We start from the raw sequence: 14982 nt of genomic DNA, 5'->3' as shown, positions 1-14982 counted from the left end.
TTGTCTCGTACTGGTAGAAATCCGATCGTTATCCCGGACGGCGTAAAAGTCAGCGTGGACGGCCAGGTTGTCAACGTTCAGGGCCCCAAGGGTTCGCTGTCGGAGAAGTTACCGGGGGGCATTTCGATCACCATAGGCGACGCGGGAGTAGTTGTTGAGCGCAGCGATGACAGTCGAGAGCAGCGCATGGGACACGGGCTCGCGCGCCGGCTGGTCGAAAACATGGTTGTTGGCGTTACTGCTGGATTTTCAAAGGTTTTGTTGATCACCGGCGTCGGCTATAGGGCCGACGTCAAGGGTAACCTTGTACACCTCACTCTTGGCTTTTCGCACCCGATCATTTACCAGCTGCCTGAGGGTGTAGATGCCGCGGTGGCTGACCAGACAACGATCACGATCAGTGGATCGAGCCGGCAGAACGTCGGCCAGGTCGCAGCTGAAATCAGGTCGCTCAGGCCGCCGGAGCCGTACAAGGGCAAGGGCGTACGTTACAGCGACGAGCAGGTAAGACGGAAGGCCGGCAAGGCGGCCGCTGCCTAGGCAAGGGCCGTGTAGGCAAGGAAAGAAACTTTGGGAAATTCAGCAGAAAGAAGAGTGGCCAGGCAAAGACGCCGGTTTAGGGTCAGGCGCAGGGTCGTCGGCACGGATCAGCGTCCTCGCTTGTGCGTGTTCAGGTCTAACAAGCACCTTTACTTGCAGATCATATCGGACGAGAGCGGGCGTACCCTGGCTTCGGCTTCGACGATGGCGTCGGACGGCGATGGGAAGAAGCTTGGCGCGGGGGTCGCGACTGCCGGAGAACTCGGCCGCGTGATTGCGGGTCGATGTAAAGAGCTGTCGATAGACGCAGTGGTTTTTGACCGTAACGGTTATCGATTTCACGGATGTGTACGCGCCGTTGCAGAGGGCGCGCGGGAAGCGGGACTTCAGTTGTGAAAGTTCGCGCGGGAGCAAGAGTATAAGTGGCCAGACGAGAGACTCAGAGCAGGGAAGGCGGCGCGGAAGCGACCGAGTTCAAGGAACGCGTTGTTTACATCAACCGGGTTGCCAAGGTCGTCAAGGGCGGCAGGCGCTTCGGCTTTTCAGCACTGGTGGTCGTTGGCGACGGTGACGGGCAGGTCGGTTTCGGCCTGGGCAAGGCCAAGGAAGTCCCCGAGGCTATACGCAAGGGTGTTGAAAGGGCCAGGAAAAACCTGGTGACCGTGCCAATACTGGATGGCACCATACCCTACGGGGTAACCGGACACAGCGGCGCTGGAAAGGTATTACTGAAACCGGCCTCTGCGGGAACCGGAGTCATAGCCGGTGGTGGTATACGTGCGGTCGTAGAGCTGGCGGGAGTGCAGAACATTCTCACCAAGTGTCTCGGTTCCCACAACGCCATGAACATGGTGCGGGCTACGATGGACGCGCTCACTTCGTTGGTGAGGCCGGAAGATATAGCGGCCCTGCGGGGAAAGGTCCTGTCAGGCATACGCTGAGAGCGGTGGTGGAGAGAGAACAATGTCTTCTTCTGAAAAAATGATTCGGGTGCGTATGACCGGCAGCTTTATAGGCTGCACCAAGCGGCAGCGCGCCACGCTCAGGGGTCTTGGCTTGTCGAGGCGCGGCCGCTGTGCGGCGCTGAGGGAAACACCGGAGGTTCGCGGAATGATAAACAAGGTTCTGCACCTCGTGAAGGTAGAGGAGTAGTCGATGCAGCTCGATTCAATGAAGCCGGCGCCAGGTTCACGAAAAAAACGTCGGAGGATAGGCCGCGGTCCCGGTTCGGGACACGGCAAGACCGCCGGACGTGGGCACAAGGGGCAGGGCTCGAGGGCTGGTGGCAACGTGGCGCCTGGATTTGAAGGCGGCCAGATGCCGCTCTCGCGACGCCTGCCCAAGCGGGGGTTTAAAAACCCATTCAGGGTCGCTTACCAGGTCATCGGGCTTGTCGACCTGGCCGAGTTTGACGCGGGCACGGTAGTGGATGTCGAGGCGCTCAGGACACGGGGACTCGCCAAGCGGGGCCTTCCGGTCAAGGTGCTGGCCAACGGCGAGCTGAAGCACGGTCTCACCGTCAAGCTCGACGCGTTTTCCAAGCCAGCCCAGGCAGCAATAGAAAGTGCCGGTGGCAGCGTGGAGCTTGTCACGGGTGCCGCTAAAAAGACCCGTAGCACTTCCAGTTCTGATACTGAGGCTGTTTCGCCTTCGGAGTCGGGAGAATAGCTGCCGGTGTTTGAGGGAATACAGAACCTTCCTCGCATACCCGAGTTGAGGCGTCGGCTCGGGTTTACGCTCGCCATGCTGGCGATCTATCGTCTCGGTGTCGCGGTGCCCACTCCGGGTATCGACGGCGAGGCGCTGGGCGAGTTCTTCAAGGCCGCCCAGGCGACCGTGTTTGGCATGGTCAACCTGTTCTCCGGCGGCGCGCTGGAGAGATTCTCAATTTTTGCCCTCGGCATAATGCCCTACATTTCGGCTTCGATTATCCTGCAGCTGATGACCCTCGTGGTGCCTCACCTGGAACGTCTTTCGAAGGAAGGCGAGCAGGGCCGGCGCAAGATTACCCAGTACACCCGCTATGGCACGGTCGGGTTGGCGCTCGTTCAGGGGCTGTTTATCTCCATGGGCCTTGAGCAGATACAGACGCCCGGCGGAGGCTCAGTGGTGTATGACGCAGGCTGGAGTTTCCGCTTGATGACCATGCTGACGCTCTGTTCGGGCACGGTTTTCATCATGTGGCTCGGCGAGCAGATCAGCGAGCGGGGCATAGGCAACGGCATCAGCCTGATAATCTTTGCGGGCATCGTCGCGGCGATTCCCTCGGCCATAGGAGCTACCTTCGAGTTTACCCGGCAGGGTGAGCTTGGCGTTCTCGTGCTGGTCTTTCTCGCGGCCATGATGATCGGCGTTATCGGCATTATCATCTTCGTTGAGCGGGCCCAGAGGCGCATCCCGGTGCAGTACGCCAAGCGCGTGGTGGGCCGCAAGATGTATGGCGGCCAGAGTACCCACCTGCCGTTGAAGGTAAACACGGCTGGCGTAATCCCCCCGATTTTTGCGTCCTCGTTGCTCATCTTTCCGGGGACCATTGCCCAGTTTGTCCAGCACCCGGCGTTCCAGAGAGCGGCCGACTACCTGCAGCCGGGCGGCATGTTTTACAACATTGTTTACGTCGCCGCGATTATATTCTTCTGCTATTTCTACACGGCCGTCACCTTCAAGCCCGACGACGTCGCCGAGAACATGCAGAAGGCCGGTGGTTTTATACCCGGGATCAGGCCGGGTAAGCGCACGGCCGAGTACATTGACCGCATTCTCACGCGCATCACCCTCGGCGGGGCGATCTACGTTTCAATTGTGTGCGTGCTTCCGACCATACTGATCAGTCGTTTTAACGTGCCGTTTTTCTTCGGTGGTACTGCGCTGCTGATCGTAGTTGGTGTTGCTATCGACACGGTGGCCCAGATGCAGGCCCATCTCATTCAGCGTAACTACGATGGATTCATGTCGCGCGGTGGCAGGGCGCGCGGGAGGACAGGGTGAGAATGGCTCTTCTTGGCCCTCCCGGCTGCGGCAAGGGAACCCAGGGCGCTGTATTGCGCGAACGTTTTGGTTCGGCACACGTATCTACGGGTGAACTCCTGCGCGCGGCCGTCAAGGACGGATCCGAGCTCGGCCTCGCGGCTGCTGCCATGATGGCCGAAGGCAAACTCGTGCCCGACGACCTGGTGCTGGGCCTGGTAGAAGAACAGCTCAACGGACACGGTCGCGACAACTACCTGCTGGACGGGTTTCCGCGCACCCTGGCCCAGGCCAGCGCTTTTGATACAGCTTCGGACAGTGGCAGCTACGAGCTCGATCAGGTCGTGGCGCTGGACGTGCCCGAATCAGAACTGGTCCGACGCCTGTGCGGGCGAAGGTCCTGCGTTGACTGCGGGCGCTTGTACCACCTCGAGTTCCGCCCTCCCTCGCGAGAGGCGGTGTGCGACGCTTGCGAGGGGACCCTCGAGCAGAGGGCTGACGATGTTGAAGAGTCGGTCAGGGCCCGGCTTGGCATTTACAGGGACCAGACCGCGCCCTTGCTGGGCTTTTACGGGGAGAAAGGGATTCTCAATAAGATTGACGGTACCGGTAATCCGAGTGAGGTCACCGCACGGATCCTCGAGGCGTTGGGCGGCTGAAATGATTGAGCTGAAGTCAGAGGTCGAGATCGGCAAGATGCGAGCTGCGGGTGCAGTGGTGGCCGAGATTCTCCGCGAGCTGGAGGCGATGGTTGAGCCGGGTATCACCACGGCTGAGCTCGACAGCAAGGCGGAGCGCATGATATCGCTCGCCGGTTGTCGCTCGGCGTTCAAGAACTACCAGGTGGGCGACGTCGTTTATCCCGCAGTGTTGTGTGCCTCGGTGAACGACGAGGTCGTGCACGGCATTCCCAGCGACCGTCCCATAGAAGAGGGAGACCTCGTCTCGTTGGATTTCGGTGTCGAGAAAGAAGGTTATTACGGTGATTCGGCCGTGACCGTGGTCGCGGGCGACACCGACGAGGAATCCCGCCGACTGGTCGAAGTTACAAGGCGCAGCATGGAGGCGGGTATCGAGCAGATGCGGCCCGGGCAGCGGCTCGGAGACGTAGGTGCTGCCGTGCAGGAAGTGGCCGAAGGCGGGGGCTTCTCGGTCGTTCGGTCTTTTGTCGGTCACGGCATAGGCAGGGCCTTGCACGAAGATCCGCAGCTGCCAAATTTTGGAAAGCGCGGGCGTGGGCAGGCCCTGAGAGTGGGCATGGTGCTGGCCATTGAGCCGATGATAAACGCCGGCGGTTACGGGGTGCGTGTGAAGGAAGATGGCTGGACTGCCGTTACAACTGACGGCAGGCGGTCGGCCCATTTTGAGCACACGGTGGCCATAACGGATGAGGGGCCGCAGGTTTTAACTGCCAGGGCTGGAGAGGCATCGCCATGAAAGTAAGAGCGTCGGTAAAGAAGATGTGCAAGGACTGCAAGGTCATAAAGCGCAAGGGGGTTGTGCGCGTGGTCTGTAAGAACCCCCGGCACAAACAGAGGCAGGGATGAGCTGCCTTGTACCAGCCGGCACTGAACCGGTGACAGGAGAAATGGCCTGATGGCTAGAATAGTTGGAATAGATCTTCCCCATGGAAAGCGCATGGACATAGCGCTGACCTCGATTTTCGGGATTGGCAGGACCTCTGCGGTAAAGATTCTCGACGCGGCGGGTATCGATCACGCTACGAAGAGCGATGACCTGGGCGATGAGCAGATCAACGCCATAAGGGGAGTGCTCGACGAGAGCTACCAGGTAGAGGGCGATCTTCGGCGAGAGATCGCGATGAACATCAAGCGTTACATGGACCTCGGCTGTTACAGGGGATTGCGCCACAGGCGTGGTCTCCCCGTCAGGGGCCAGCGCACGAGTACCAACGCGCGCACCAGGAAAGGCCCTCGCAAGGCCATAACCGGCAAGAAAATCGCACCGAGAAAATAACTTTCAAGCGGCGGGGTACACCGCGCGGAGCACGATACGGAAAGAAACATGGCAATAAAGAACAAGAGCAAGAAGAAGAAGACCAAGCGCACGGTATCGGAGGGCATTGCCCACGTACGTGCGACTTTTAACAATACTCACATAACCATAACGGACCCCGCGGGGAACGTTGTGGCGTGGAACAGCGCCGGAGCTTCGGGCTTCAAGGGCTCCAGGAAGGGTACGCCGTTTGCTGCCCAGCAGGCGTCCGAGAAGGCCGGGCGCGCTGCTGTCGACATGGGTATGCGCACGGTGAACGTCCGCATCAAGGGACCGGGTAGTGGCCGCGAGTCTGCCGTAAGGGGCCTCGGGGCTGCCGGGCTGCAGGTTCACACCATAAGTGACGTGACCCCCATTCCACATAACGGCTGCCGGCCGCCGAAGAAGCGCCGGGTCTGACCGGGAGGAAATCAGGAAGTGGCAAGATATACCGATCCCGTCTGCAGGCTTTGCCGCAGAGAGGGAACAAAACTTTTTCTCAAGGGTGAGCGTTGTTTCACCGACAAGTGTGCGATCGAGCGTCGTAACTATGCTCCCGGGCAGCACGGCCAGGGGCGCAGGCGCAAGATATCGGAGTACGCGGTCCAGCTTCGCGAAAAGCAGCGGCTCAAGCGCATGTACGGTCTGCTCGAGAAGCAGTTCAAGCGATACTTCACCATGGCTGAGAAATCCCGTGACGTGACCGGCGAGGCGCTGCTCACTTTTCTCGAGAGGCGGCTGGACAACATGGTGTACAGGCTGGGGTTAGCCGGTTCGCGGGCGCAAGCTCGCCAGCTGATTCGCCACGGTCATTTCGCCGTCAACGGTGGCAAGGTCAACATACCTTCCTACCTGATGAGCGAGGGCGACGAGATATCTGTAGTTGAAAAAAGCAAGGGGAAACAGGTTTTTGCGGAGGCGCTGGGGTTGGCCCAACGCCACGAGACTGTTTCATGGCTCGAACTCAACGCTGACGCGTTGTCCGGAAAGGTGGTTCGGATTCCCGTGCGGGAAGAACTACCGCTGGCCGTAAACGAACGGCTGGTCGTTGAGCTTTACTCGAAATAACCGTTCGGCAGGTCGTCATTACGACTACGCCACTTGGAGGCACGTTACTGATGTTGGATAACTGGAAGGATCTTTCAAGGCCCGAAATCGAGGTCAAGGAACTTACTAATGGCTACGGTCGTTTTGACCTCGAGCCGTTCGAGAGAGGGTTTGGCACCACGGTAGGGAATGCGCTTCGTCGCACCCTGCTGGCATCGTTGAAGGGCGCTGCTATTTCGAGCGTTTTTATTCACGACGTACTGCACGAGTTCTCGACCATCGATGGCGTCAAGGAAGACGTCACCGATATCGCGCTCAACCTCAAGGAAGTCCGCCTGCGGGTTTTCGAAGGGCAGAGGCACGAGGGCAGACTCGAGGCCTCCAGCGAAGGTCAGGTCACCGCCGGTGACCTGAAGTTCGGGCCCGAGGTCGAGGTGCTTAACCCCGAATTCGTTATCGCGACCCTCGCCCCGGGGGCCTCGCTCCAGATGGACGTGGTGGTCAAGCGCGGCAGCGGGTACCTTACCTCGGACCGCAATCGCGAAGAGAGCGCGCCGGTGGGCACCATTACGCTGGACACGGCTTACTCACCGATAACCCGCGTTAACTTTTCTGTCACCGGTGCCCGCGTGGGCCAGCGTACCGACTACGACAAGCTGTCGTTGCAGGTGTGGACAGACGGCAGCGTGCGTCCCGACGACGCCGTGGCTTTGGCGGCTCGTATACTGCAGGACCAAGTGCAGGTGTTCATCAACTTTGATGTGAACGAAGTTGAGGCCCAGGCGGTGAAAGAAGTCCCGTCATCGCAATTGTTCAGCGACGCCCTCTACCGTTGTGTCGATGAACTCGACCTCTCGGTGCGCTCGGCAAACTGCCTGCAGAACGCTGATATCAAGTATATCGGTGAGCTGGTGCAGAAGAGTGAAGGGGAGATGCTCAAGACCAAGAACTTTGGTCGCAAATCGCTGCTCGAGATTAAGGACCTTCTCATAACGATGGAGCTGAACCTTGGCACGCGCCTGGATAGTTTTCCCGAACGCGACGAGCTCGACAAGCTTCGCCTGGAGCAGGAGACTTTCTGAAAAATGCGACACCAGAAGGTTGGAAAAAAGCTGGGGCGGAATTCGTCTCACCGTAAGGCCATGTTTCGTAACATGGTGACCTCGCTTATCGACCTGGGCGGAATCACCACTACCGACGCCAAGGCCAAGGAACTGCGTCGCGTGGCCGATCGCATGATCACCCTGGGCAAAAAGCAGACAGTAGCCGCGCGCAGGCAGGCCCGGCGCTTCGTTCGCACCGATTCGGCGTTGGCGAGACTGTTCAATGACGTGGCCCCGCGTTTCATGCAGCGCGAAGGCGGATACACCCGGATCATCAAGCTGGGCAGGCGCAAGGGCGATAACGCTGCGCTGTCGCGTATCGAGTTAACGGAGCAGGCCGCGGCGCCCGAAAACACAGGCGACTGATGCCCACCGCAAGGGTGGGGTAGGTGAGAGAACTCCTACAGTCTCTTCTCGGGGATGCGCTGGCCGCCGCTCGCGACGCTGGCGAGTTGGAACTGTCCGAAACCGTGCCGGTGGTGGTTGAGAAGCCCCGCGAGCAGGGTCACGGTGATCTTGCTTGCAACGTGGCCATGTTGCTCGCCCGCTCTGAGCGCAAGCCCCCGCGTAAAATCGCTGAAACCCTGGCCGCGCAGATAAACGACTCCCGCATCGAATCGGTAGAGATCGCCGGCCCGGGTTTTATCAATGTTACATTCAGTGCTGATGCCTGGCGGGAGAGGCTACGCGATATTCTCGAAAAAGGAGACGGTTTTGGTCGCGTAAACCTGGGCGAGGGCCGCCGCGTACAGGTCGAGTTCGTGTCGGCCAACCCCACGGGCCCTCTGCACGTGGGCCACGGCAGGGGGGCGGCAACCGGCGACGCGCTGGCCCGTGTACTGGAAGCCGCCGGTTATGATGTAGAGAGGGAATACTACGTCAACGACGCTGGTCGACAGATGCTGATACTCGGCCGGTCGGTGCTGGCGCGTTACCTGCAAGCAGTTGATGAGAACGCGGCCTTTCCAGAGGAAGGGTATCCTGGTGAATACGTCACCGAGATCGCCGGTCTGCTCCGGGAGGACAAGGGCGACGCCCTGGAACAGCTGCCCGAAGATGAATCCGCAGCCATTGCCGCCGATTACGCTGGAGACAAACTCCTGGGCCGTATCCGCGAGGATCTCGCGGCTTTCGGTGTCAGCATGGACAACTTCAGCAGCGAGAAGAAACTGCGTGGCGACGGGACCGTTGAGGCGGCCATACAGGAGCTGAGAGACGCGGGGCATACCTACGAGGAAGGTGGTGCAGAGTGGTTCAGGTCTACCAACTTCGGTGATGACAAGGATCGGGCGTTGGTGAAGAGCGGAGGCGACCTTACTTATTTTGCCGCCGACGTGGGCTACCATCGTAAGAAGTTCGCGCGTGGCATGGAGAAGGTGGTCGATATCTGGGGTGCTGACCACCACGGTTATGTGAAACGGGTGCGCTCGGCTCTCGAAGCCCTGGGGGTTGACCCCTCGGGCCTCCAGGTAGTGCTGGTACAGATGGTCAACCTCACGCGCGACGGCGAGCCCGTGCGGATGGGCAAGCGCAGCGGCGAGTTCGTGGCACTGCGCGACGTTATCGATGAAGTTGGAGCCGACCTGGCGAGGTTTTTCTTTCTCGCGCGAAAATCTGATGCACAGCTGGAGTTCGACCTCGAGCTTGCGCGGCGGCAGACGGCTGAGAACCCCGTATTCTACATACAGTACGCTCACACGCGGATAGCCGGCGTTTTCAGGCAGGCCGAGGACAAGGGCATCCCGCTGCCCGAAGCCAAGCCCGACGTGCTTTCAGCCCTCCAGCATGAGGACGAAATCGCGCTGGTCCGGGTGCTCGACGACTACCCCAACATAGTTGAAAGTGCCGCGAGGTCGTTCGAGCCCCACAGGGTGATATTCTATGTGCAGGCATTGGCGGGTGATTTTCACAGGTTCTATAGTCGCCACCGGGTGGTATCGGATGACAAGAAAGTGACGGAGGCCCGACTGCTGTTGGTGAAGGCGGTGCAACAGGTAATAGGGAACGCTCTCAGCCTCGTGGGAATAAGCGCTCCGTCGCGGATGTGAGGCCGTAGGGTTATGGCTGGACGTAGCAGGGGGCACTACCAGTTTTCTTTCGGCGAGTTGCTGGCGCTGGCTGCCGGGTTTACCGCGGCGTCTCTTTTTATTTTCTTCATGGGGTTTTACCTCGGGCGTGGATTTTCCGACCTGCATTCGGAGGCAGACCCGGCGGTGGCCAGGGTGCCGATTACCGAGCCGCCTGAGCTTGAGTCGTCCTTGGACGTGGCCCCGGCCCTGGACGCGCTTGTGGAAATTGTAGCTCCCGAGTCAGCGGCCGAACCGGAGCCCGAGCCTGAGTCCCAGCTTGAGCCGGAAGCCGAACCCGTTGCCGTTGCGCAGCCAGAAGCTGAACCGGAACCCGAAGCCGTAGTCGTTCCCGAGCCAGTAGACGAGCCAGTCGCGGAACCGGCATCCGCCGCGGAACCTGTCGTTGAGCCGGTTGCTGAGCCCGAACCGGTAGCCGAAGCCATTGCCGAGCCGGAGCCCGAGCCGGAGGCCGAGGAGGCAGCGGTTGTCGAAATCCCGGCCGGCGAAAAACCGGCCCCGGCTGTTCAAAAACTGGACTCGAGTGCAGAAACCCCTGACGATGAATCGAGTGCAGCCGAAGAACGTCAACCTGCTGAAGAAGAGCTGGAACAAGATCTTGTGGACGAGCTGGAGGCCGGCGGTGGGGAAGACGTCGCCGACGAAGAAGCCGGAGAGGCGCTGGATCCTTCGGTCCTGGCGAAGGCCCTCGTTGCCGCCACTAAGGAACAGAAGCCGTTGACCGACGCCGACCTTGAGCTGGCTCCGGGCGAGGGGGCCTATACGGTCCAACTCATTGCCACCCGCAGCAGGGAAGAAGCTTACGGACTCGGCCACAGGCTGAGGAAAGAAGGCTACCAGGCCTACGTGAAGCTGGGTGATGAAGAAGACGTTCCGTGGTACAGGGTCAGGATCGGCAGCTATCAAACGATAACCGAGGCGCGAGTCGTTCAGGGTGAGTGTAACGACGAGCTCGGTTTCAAAAGCGCATACGTGACAATGCAGTAGGTAAATCGGCGGTGGACCTGTCAACAATTTCGCCTTCACTCGACGAGTACAGGCAGCTTTGCGCGAATTACGACGCTGTCCCCGTCTGTCGTAAAATCACAGCTGATCTCGACACCCCGGTATCTGCGTTTCTCAAGCTGCACGCTGGGGGGCATGGGTTTCTGCTCGAAAGTGTCGAGGGGCAGGACAAGGTCGGCCGCTATAGTTTTCTGGGTACCAGGCCCGCGATGACGCTGAGCTGCGAGGGGGGTAGCTGCAAGCTCCGTCACAGAGATGGCCGCGAAGAAACAATGGAGGGTAAGCCCCTCGAGGTGCTCGGCCGCGTACTTGGTAAGCCGCGCGTTGCCAACAGCGAGGAACTCGAGGCGTTTTCGGGGGGCTTCGTGGGCTACTTCGGCTACGACCTCGTGCGCAGCGTCGAGAAACTGCCCGAGAGCACGACCAACGATCTCGGCGTGGCCGACCTCTCGGGAATGATCGTCGATGCCTTCGTAGTTTTCGACAACGTCCGCCATACCATGACGGCGGTAAAGCTCACCTTTCCGGCGGACCACGATGGCGGTATCGACCAGGCGTGGTCCGACGCGGTAGCCGAGTTGGAGGATACGGTCAGGCTTTTGTCGGAAGCCGTGGCAGAAACCCCGCTGTCCGGCCCCGGTGGCAAGGGTTCGCCGGTGTCCAACATGACTCCCGGGCAGTACGGCGAGAGCGTTGAGGCCGCGCGCGAATACATACGCGCGGGCGACATAATACAGGTGGTGCTCTCGCAGCGTTACGAGCAGGAGCTGCAGGTCAATCCGTTTTCGATCTACCGCGCGCTGCGCACGATAAACCCGTCACCCTACATGTTCTTCCTCGACCTTGAAGACGAGATAGCGGTTGGCGCTTCGCCCGAGGTGCTGGTCAAGGTGGACGGCGACAGGGTCCACGTGAGGCCGATCGCAGGCACCGTCAGGCGCGGTGAGACTCCCGAAGAGGACGATCGACTGGTCGCCGCCATGCTCGCCGACCCCAAGGAACGGGCCGAGCATGTCATGCTGCTGGACCTGGGCCGAAACGACGTCGGCAGGGTGGCCGTAACCGGCAGCGTCAGTGTCGACGAACAGATGGTCGTCGAGAAATATTCGCACGTGAATCACATAGTTTCCCATGTAAGTGGCCGCCTCAGGGACGACTGCGACAGGCTCGACGCCTTTGCGGCTGCGCATCCAGCGGGCACGCTCAGCGGCGCGCCCAAGGTCCGCGCAATGGAGATCATCGAGGAACTCGAACCCACCCGGCGGGGTCTCTACGGCGGTGGTGTGGGTTGGGTCGACTACTCGGGTAATCTCGACACCTGCATAGCGATTCGTACTGCGCTCATCAAGGGAGGGCGGGTGTACATGCAGGTGGGAGCTGGGATCGTTGCTGATTCTGACCCCAGCCGTGAGCAAGCCGAATGCGAGGCGAAGATTCGCGGCATGATCCTGGCGCTGGAGAAGGCCGGGGAAATGGAAAGAGTATGAAGCAGGTACTCGCGCAGCTCGTGGCGGGTGATGATCTTTCGGCCGAGGTTATGGAACGCGCGGTCGGGCTCATCATGGACGGTGAGGCGACCCCTGCCCAGGTAGGCGCTTTCCTCGTCGCCCTGAGGCTCAAGGGCGAAACCCGCAGCGAGTTGGTGGCTGCCGCCCGAGCAATGCGCGCGCGCGCGGTACCGCTGGATGTAGAGGGCCCGCTGCTCGACACCTGTGGTACCGGCGGCGACGGCCTGGGTACCTTCAACGTATCCACGGCGACGGCTTTCGTAGCCGCGGCGGGAGGGGCACGCGTTGCCAAGCACGGTAACCGCGCGGCCTCGGGCAAGGTTGGAGCCGCCGACGTTCTCGAGGCTCTCGGCGCGAGCATAGACGTGTCTCCAGAGGTTTCGGCCCGGTCGCTCGAGGAAATCGGCTTCGCGTTTCTTTTTGCCCCCAGTTACCACCCGGCGGTTCGCCACGTTGCCGGGCCACGCCGAGAGCTGGGCGTGAGAACCCTCTTCAACCTCACCGGTCCACTTTGCAACCCGGCTCACGCTACCCATCAACTGCTCGGCATTTACTCGGGCGAATGGCTGCACGGGGTGGCCGAGGCCCTCGCTGAGCTGGGGTCGGAGAGGGCCATGGTCGTGCACGGTTCGGACGGCAGCGACGAGATCACCACCACGGGCCCGACAGCTGTGGTGGAATTGAAGGGGGGGCACATCGAGGGCTACACCATCGACCCCTCGGCCCTGGGGCTGGCAACGGCGCGCATCGATGACCTGGCCGGCGGCAGTGCCGAGGAAAATGCGGCGACACTGAAAGACATACTCTCCGGTGGCGAAGGTGCGCTGGCCGATATCACGGCGCTCAACGCCGGCGCGGCCTTGTACGTGGCCGACAAGGCTGAGGACATAGCTGGCGGCCTGGCCCTCGCCCGCCGGATCATGAAGAGCGGCGACGCCCGTGACCTCGTCGAAAAGTGGGTCGCCCTCACCCGTGGAGCGGGGGAGTGATCCTGGATGACATACTGGCGACCAAGCGCGGTGAAGTTTCCCGCGGGCGCGCCGAGCACTCCTTGTCCGAGTTGCGCGGGCTGCCCCTCTACGGCCAGGAGCGTCGCGGGTTTACTGCAGCGCTGGGGCTCCCCGGGCGCCGCATAATAGCCGAGATCAAGAAAGCGTCGCCGTCGCGTGGAGTCATAAGGCAGGACTTCGAAGCGGCCCTGCACGCACGACAATATGAGGAAGGTGGAGCGGCCTGCCTGTCGGTGTTGACCGACCGGGAATACTTTTCGGGTAGCCTGGCTTGCCTGGAGGACGCTCGGGCCGCTTGCGCGTTGCCCCTTCTGCGCAAGGATTTTATGGTCGATGAGTGGCAGCTCACAGAAGCCCGCGCGCACGGGGCCGACGCGGTGCTGTTGATCGTGGCCGCGCTGCCCGGGAGCCAGCTCGATGAACTCTACGTCGCCGCCAACGAAGAAGGGCTCGACGTCCTCGTTGAAGTCCACGACGAAACTGAAATGGAAAGGGCTGCGGCCATCGGGGCGGCGCTCATAGGTATAAACAACCGCGACCTGAAGACCTTCGACACCAGCACCGATGTCACGCGCCGCCTCGCACCGCTGGCGCCCGAGGGCGCGCTGCTGGTTTCAGAGAGTGGGCTGGGCCAGACGGACGAGCTCGGCCAGCTGGAGGAGATAGGGGTTACGGCCTTCCTGTTGGGCGAATCGCTGATGTCTGCCACAGACCCCGGCGCCGCTCTCGCGGGCCTGCTTGTCCCATGAGTCCCTGGGTCAAAGTCTGTGGCGTGACCCGGCCCGTAGACGCGGTTGACGCGCAGCTGGCGGGCGCCGACGCCATAGGCATTAACTTCTGCGAACACAGCTCGCGCTTCTGCAACGACCCCCAGGCGGCCCAAGTGGTGGCCGCACTACCTCGCGGCTTTCCCGTGTATGGTGTATTTGTTGATGCCGGGCGTGACCGGGTGCGGCAGGTTCTCGCTGAAACTGGAATCAACGGGCTGCAATTTCATGGTAACGAGACCGATGAAGATATTTCAGGTTGGGAAGTGCCGGTGATACGCGCGGTAAAAGCAGTGGACAGGCCCTCTGTAGAAGCGGCCCTGGCGGTGAAGCGGGAAGCAGTGCTTCTTCTCGACAGCCCGCTGGGTGGAGGCAGTGGTCAGCAGATTGACAGCGCGTTGCTCGACGGACTGGACCTTTCGCGCACGGTGCTCGCGGGCGGCCTCGATGTAGCCAACGTGGCGGGTCTCGTGCGAGCGCGGCGGCCCTGGGGTGTGGACTGCGCCGGGGGAGTGGAGAGCGGGCCCGGGGTGAAGAACAGGAAGCTGATGATGGAGTTTGTTAACAATGCCCGCTCTGCCTGATCGCCGCGGCCGCTTTGGCGAGTACGGGGGGCGCTACGTCTCTGAGACCCTCGTGCCGGCCCTCGAGGAACTCGAGCAGGCTTACGCCAGCCTGCGCAGGGATGCCGGCTTTAAGGCTGAACTCAAAGGTCTCTATCGCGACTACGCCAACCGTGAAACGCCACTGTATTTTGCCGAGCGGCTGACCGATCACATGGGTGGTGCGCGGGTTTATCTCAAGCGCGAAGACCTCTGCCACACCGGCGCGCACAAGATCAACAACACGCTGGGGCAGATACTACTGGCCCGCAAGATGGGTAAGAAACGAATCATAGCCGAGACCGGTGCCGGCCAGCACGGGGTCGCGACGGCCACCGTCGCCGCCTTGAT

21 protein-coding genes are annotated in these 14982 nt (G+C 61.1%); all 21 read left to right on the top strand.

The window, feature by feature from the left end:
* The gene (locus EYQ35_01070) at window positions 1-540 is read left to right on the top strand and encodes a 50S ribosomal protein L6 (GenBank protein ID HIF62738.1); all 540 of its coding nucleotides are present in this window, start codon (window positions 1-3) and stop codon (window positions 538-540) included.
* Window positions 541-570: 30 nt separating this feature from the next.
* Entirely contained in the window at window positions 571-936 is a 366-nt protein-coding gene (locus tag EYQ35_01065; GenBank protein HIF62737.1) for a 50S ribosomal protein L18, read from the top strand.
* Window positions 937-962: 26 nt separating this feature from the next.
* The gene (locus tag EYQ35_01060; protein HIF62736.1) at window positions 963-1481 is read left to right on the top strand and encodes a 30S ribosomal protein S5; all 519 of its coding nucleotides are present in this window, start codon (window positions 963-965) and stop codon (window positions 1479-1481) included.
* 22 nt (window positions 1482-1503) lie between these two features.
* Window positions 1504-1692, top strand: coding sequence for a 50S ribosomal protein L30 (rpmD, locus tag EYQ35_01055; GenBank protein HIF62735.1), 189 nt, complete (start codon window positions 1504-1506; stop codon window positions 1690-1692).
* A gap of 3 nt (window positions 1693-1695) precedes the next feature.
* The gene (locus tag EYQ35_01050) at window positions 1696-2208 is read left to right on the top strand and encodes a 50S ribosomal protein L15 (protein ID HIF62734.1); all 513 of its coding nucleotides are present in this window, start codon (window positions 1696-1698) and stop codon (window positions 2206-2208) included.
* 6 nt (window positions 2209-2214) lie between these two features.
* Window positions 2215-3528, top strand: a complete 1314-nt coding sequence (gene secY / locus EYQ35_01045; GenBank protein HIF62733.1) for a preprotein translocase subunit SecY — start codon at window positions 2215-2217, stop codon at window positions 3526-3528.
* Entirely contained in the window at window positions 3525-4166 is a 642-nt protein-coding gene (locus EYQ35_01040) for an adenylate kinase (GenBank protein HIF62732.1), read from the top strand. The genes secY and EYQ35_01040 overlap by 4 nt, the downstream gene beginning before the upstream one ends.
* 1 nt (window position 4167) lies before the next feature.
* A complete protein-coding gene (gene map / locus EYQ35_01035; protein ID HIF62731.1) occupies window positions 4168-4944 on the top strand; it encodes a type I methionyl aminopeptidase in 777 nt (258 codons plus the stop codon).
* Window positions 4941-5054 carry a 50S ribosomal protein L36 gene (gene rpmJ, locus EYQ35_01030; GenBank protein HIF62730.1) on the top strand — a complete coding sequence of 38 codons (114 nt, stop codon included), beginning with the start codon at window positions 4941-4943 and terminating at the stop codon, window positions 5052-5054. Before map ends, rpmJ begins: the two co-directional genes overlap by 4 nt.
* 49 nt (window positions 5055-5103) lie before the next feature.
* The gene (gene rpsM / locus EYQ35_01025; GenBank protein HIF62729.1) at window positions 5104-5484 is read left to right on the top strand and encodes a 30S ribosomal protein S13; all 381 of its coding nucleotides are present in this window, start codon (window positions 5104-5106) and stop codon (window positions 5482-5484) included.
* A gap of 48 nt (window positions 5485-5532) precedes the next feature.
* Window positions 5533-5922: a 30S ribosomal protein S11 gene (gene rpsK, locus EYQ35_01020; protein HIF62728.1), complete on the top strand. Its 390-nt coding sequence runs from the start codon at window positions 5533-5535 to the stop codon at window positions 5920-5922.
* Between the two features lie 18 nt (window positions 5923-5940).
* Window positions 5941-6570, top strand: a complete 630-nt coding sequence (gene rpsD / locus EYQ35_01015) for a 30S ribosomal protein S4 (GenBank protein ID HIF62727.1) — start codon at window positions 5941-5943, stop codon at window positions 6568-6570.
* A 50-nt stretch (window positions 6571-6620) separates the two neighbouring features.
* On the top strand, window positions 6621-7631 hold the full coding sequence (locus EYQ35_01010; protein ID HIF62726.1) for a DNA-directed RNA polymerase subunit alpha: 1011 nt from the start codon (window positions 6621-6623) through the stop codon (window positions 7629-7631).
* A 3-nt stretch (window positions 7632-7634) separates the two neighbouring features.
* A complete protein-coding gene (locus tag EYQ35_01005) occupies window positions 7635-8018 on the top strand; it encodes a 50S ribosomal protein L17 (protein HIF62725.1) in 384 nt (127 codons plus the stop codon).
* 23 nt (window positions 8019-8041) lie between these two features.
* The gene (locus EYQ35_01000; protein ID HIF62724.1) at window positions 8042-9700 is read left to right on the top strand and encodes an arginine--tRNA ligase; all 1659 of its coding nucleotides are present in this window, start codon (window positions 8042-8044) and stop codon (window positions 9698-9700) included.
* A 12-nt stretch (window positions 9701-9712) separates the two neighbouring features.
* Window positions 9713-10726, top strand: coding sequence for an SPOR domain-containing protein (locus EYQ35_00995; protein ID HIF62723.1), 1014 nt, complete (start codon window positions 9713-9715; stop codon window positions 10724-10726).
* A 26-nt stretch (window positions 10727-10752) separates the two neighbouring features.
* On the top strand, window positions 10753-12231 hold the full coding sequence (trpE, locus tag EYQ35_00990; GenBank protein ID HIF62722.1) for an anthranilate synthase component I: 1479 nt from the start codon (window positions 10753-10755) through the stop codon (window positions 12229-12231).
* Window positions 12165-13241, top strand: a complete 1077-nt coding sequence (gene trpD / locus EYQ35_00985; GenBank protein HIF62721.1) for an anthranilate phosphoribosyltransferase — start codon at window positions 12165-12167, stop codon at window positions 13239-13241. The genes trpE and trpD overlap by 67 nt, the downstream gene beginning before the upstream one ends.
* Window positions 13238-14011, top strand: coding sequence for an indole-3-glycerol phosphate synthase TrpC (gene trpC, locus EYQ35_00980; protein ID HIF62720.1), 774 nt, complete (start codon window positions 13238-13240; stop codon window positions 14009-14011). The genes trpD and trpC overlap by 4 nt, the downstream gene beginning before the upstream one ends.
* Window positions 14008-14613, top strand: coding sequence for a phosphoribosylanthranilate isomerase (locus EYQ35_00975; GenBank protein HIF62719.1), 606 nt, complete (start codon window positions 14008-14010; stop codon window positions 14611-14613). Before trpC ends, EYQ35_00975 begins: the two co-directional genes overlap by 4 nt.
* Window positions 14597-14982 (top strand): pyridoxal-phosphate dependent enzyme (locus EYQ35_00970; GenBank protein HIF62718.1); only part of this gene is annotated, 386 nt, incomplete at its 3' end. The genes EYQ35_00975 and EYQ35_00970, both read left to right, overlap by 17 nt.

Source organism: Candidatus Binatota bacterium, from assembly GCA_012960245.1.
GTDB lineage: Bacteria > Desulfobacterota > Binatia > UBA1149 > UBA1149 > UBA1149.
The sequence above is the reverse complement of the archived record's forward strand: the minus strand, read 5'-3'. Positions and strand labels throughout refer to the sequence as shown.

Bases quoted from the DNA above. Each gene is read 5' to 3' on its own strand.
- EYQ35_00995 (HIF62723.1), top strand. From the start codon at position 9,713: ATGGCTGGACGTAGCAGGGGGCACTACCAGTTTTCTTTCGGCGAGTTG.
- rpmD (HIF62735.1), top strand. From the start codon at position 1,504: ATGTCTTCTTCTGAAAAAATGATTCGGGTGCGTATGACCGGCAGCTTT.
- rpsK (HIF62728.1), top strand. From the start codon at position 5,533: ATGGCAATAAAGAACAAGAGCAAGAAGAAGAAGACCAAGCGCACGGTA.
- EYQ35_01050 (HIF62734.1), top strand. From the start codon at position 1,696: ATGCAGCTCGATTCAATGAAGCCGGCGCCAGGTTCACGAAAAAAACGT.
- EYQ35_01010 (HIF62726.1), top strand. From the start codon at position 6,621: ATGTTGGATAACTGGAAGGATCTTTCAAGGCCCGAAATCGAGGTCAAG.
- trpD (HIF62721.1), top strand. From the start codon at position 12,165: ATGCGAGGCGAAGATTCGCGGCATGATCCTGGCGCTGGAGAAGGCCGG.
- rpsM (HIF62729.1), top strand. From the start codon at position 5,104: ATGGCTAGAATAGTTGGAATAGATCTTCCCCATGGAAAGCGCATGGAC.
- EYQ35_01005 (HIF62725.1), top strand. From the start codon at position 7,635: ATGCGACACCAGAAGGTTGGAAAAAAGCTGGGGCGGAATTCGTCTCAC.
- EYQ35_00975 (HIF62719.1), top strand. From the start codon at position 14,008: ATGAGTCCCTGGGTCAAAGTCTGTGGCGTGACCCGGCCCGTAGACGCG.
- map (HIF62731.1), top strand. From the start codon at position 4,168: ATGATTGAGCTGAAGTCAGAGGTCGAGATCGGCAAGATGCGAGCTGCG.
- rpmJ (HIF62730.1), top strand. From the start codon at position 4,941: ATGAAAGTAAGAGCGTCGGTAAAGAAGATGTGCAAGGACTGCAAGGTC.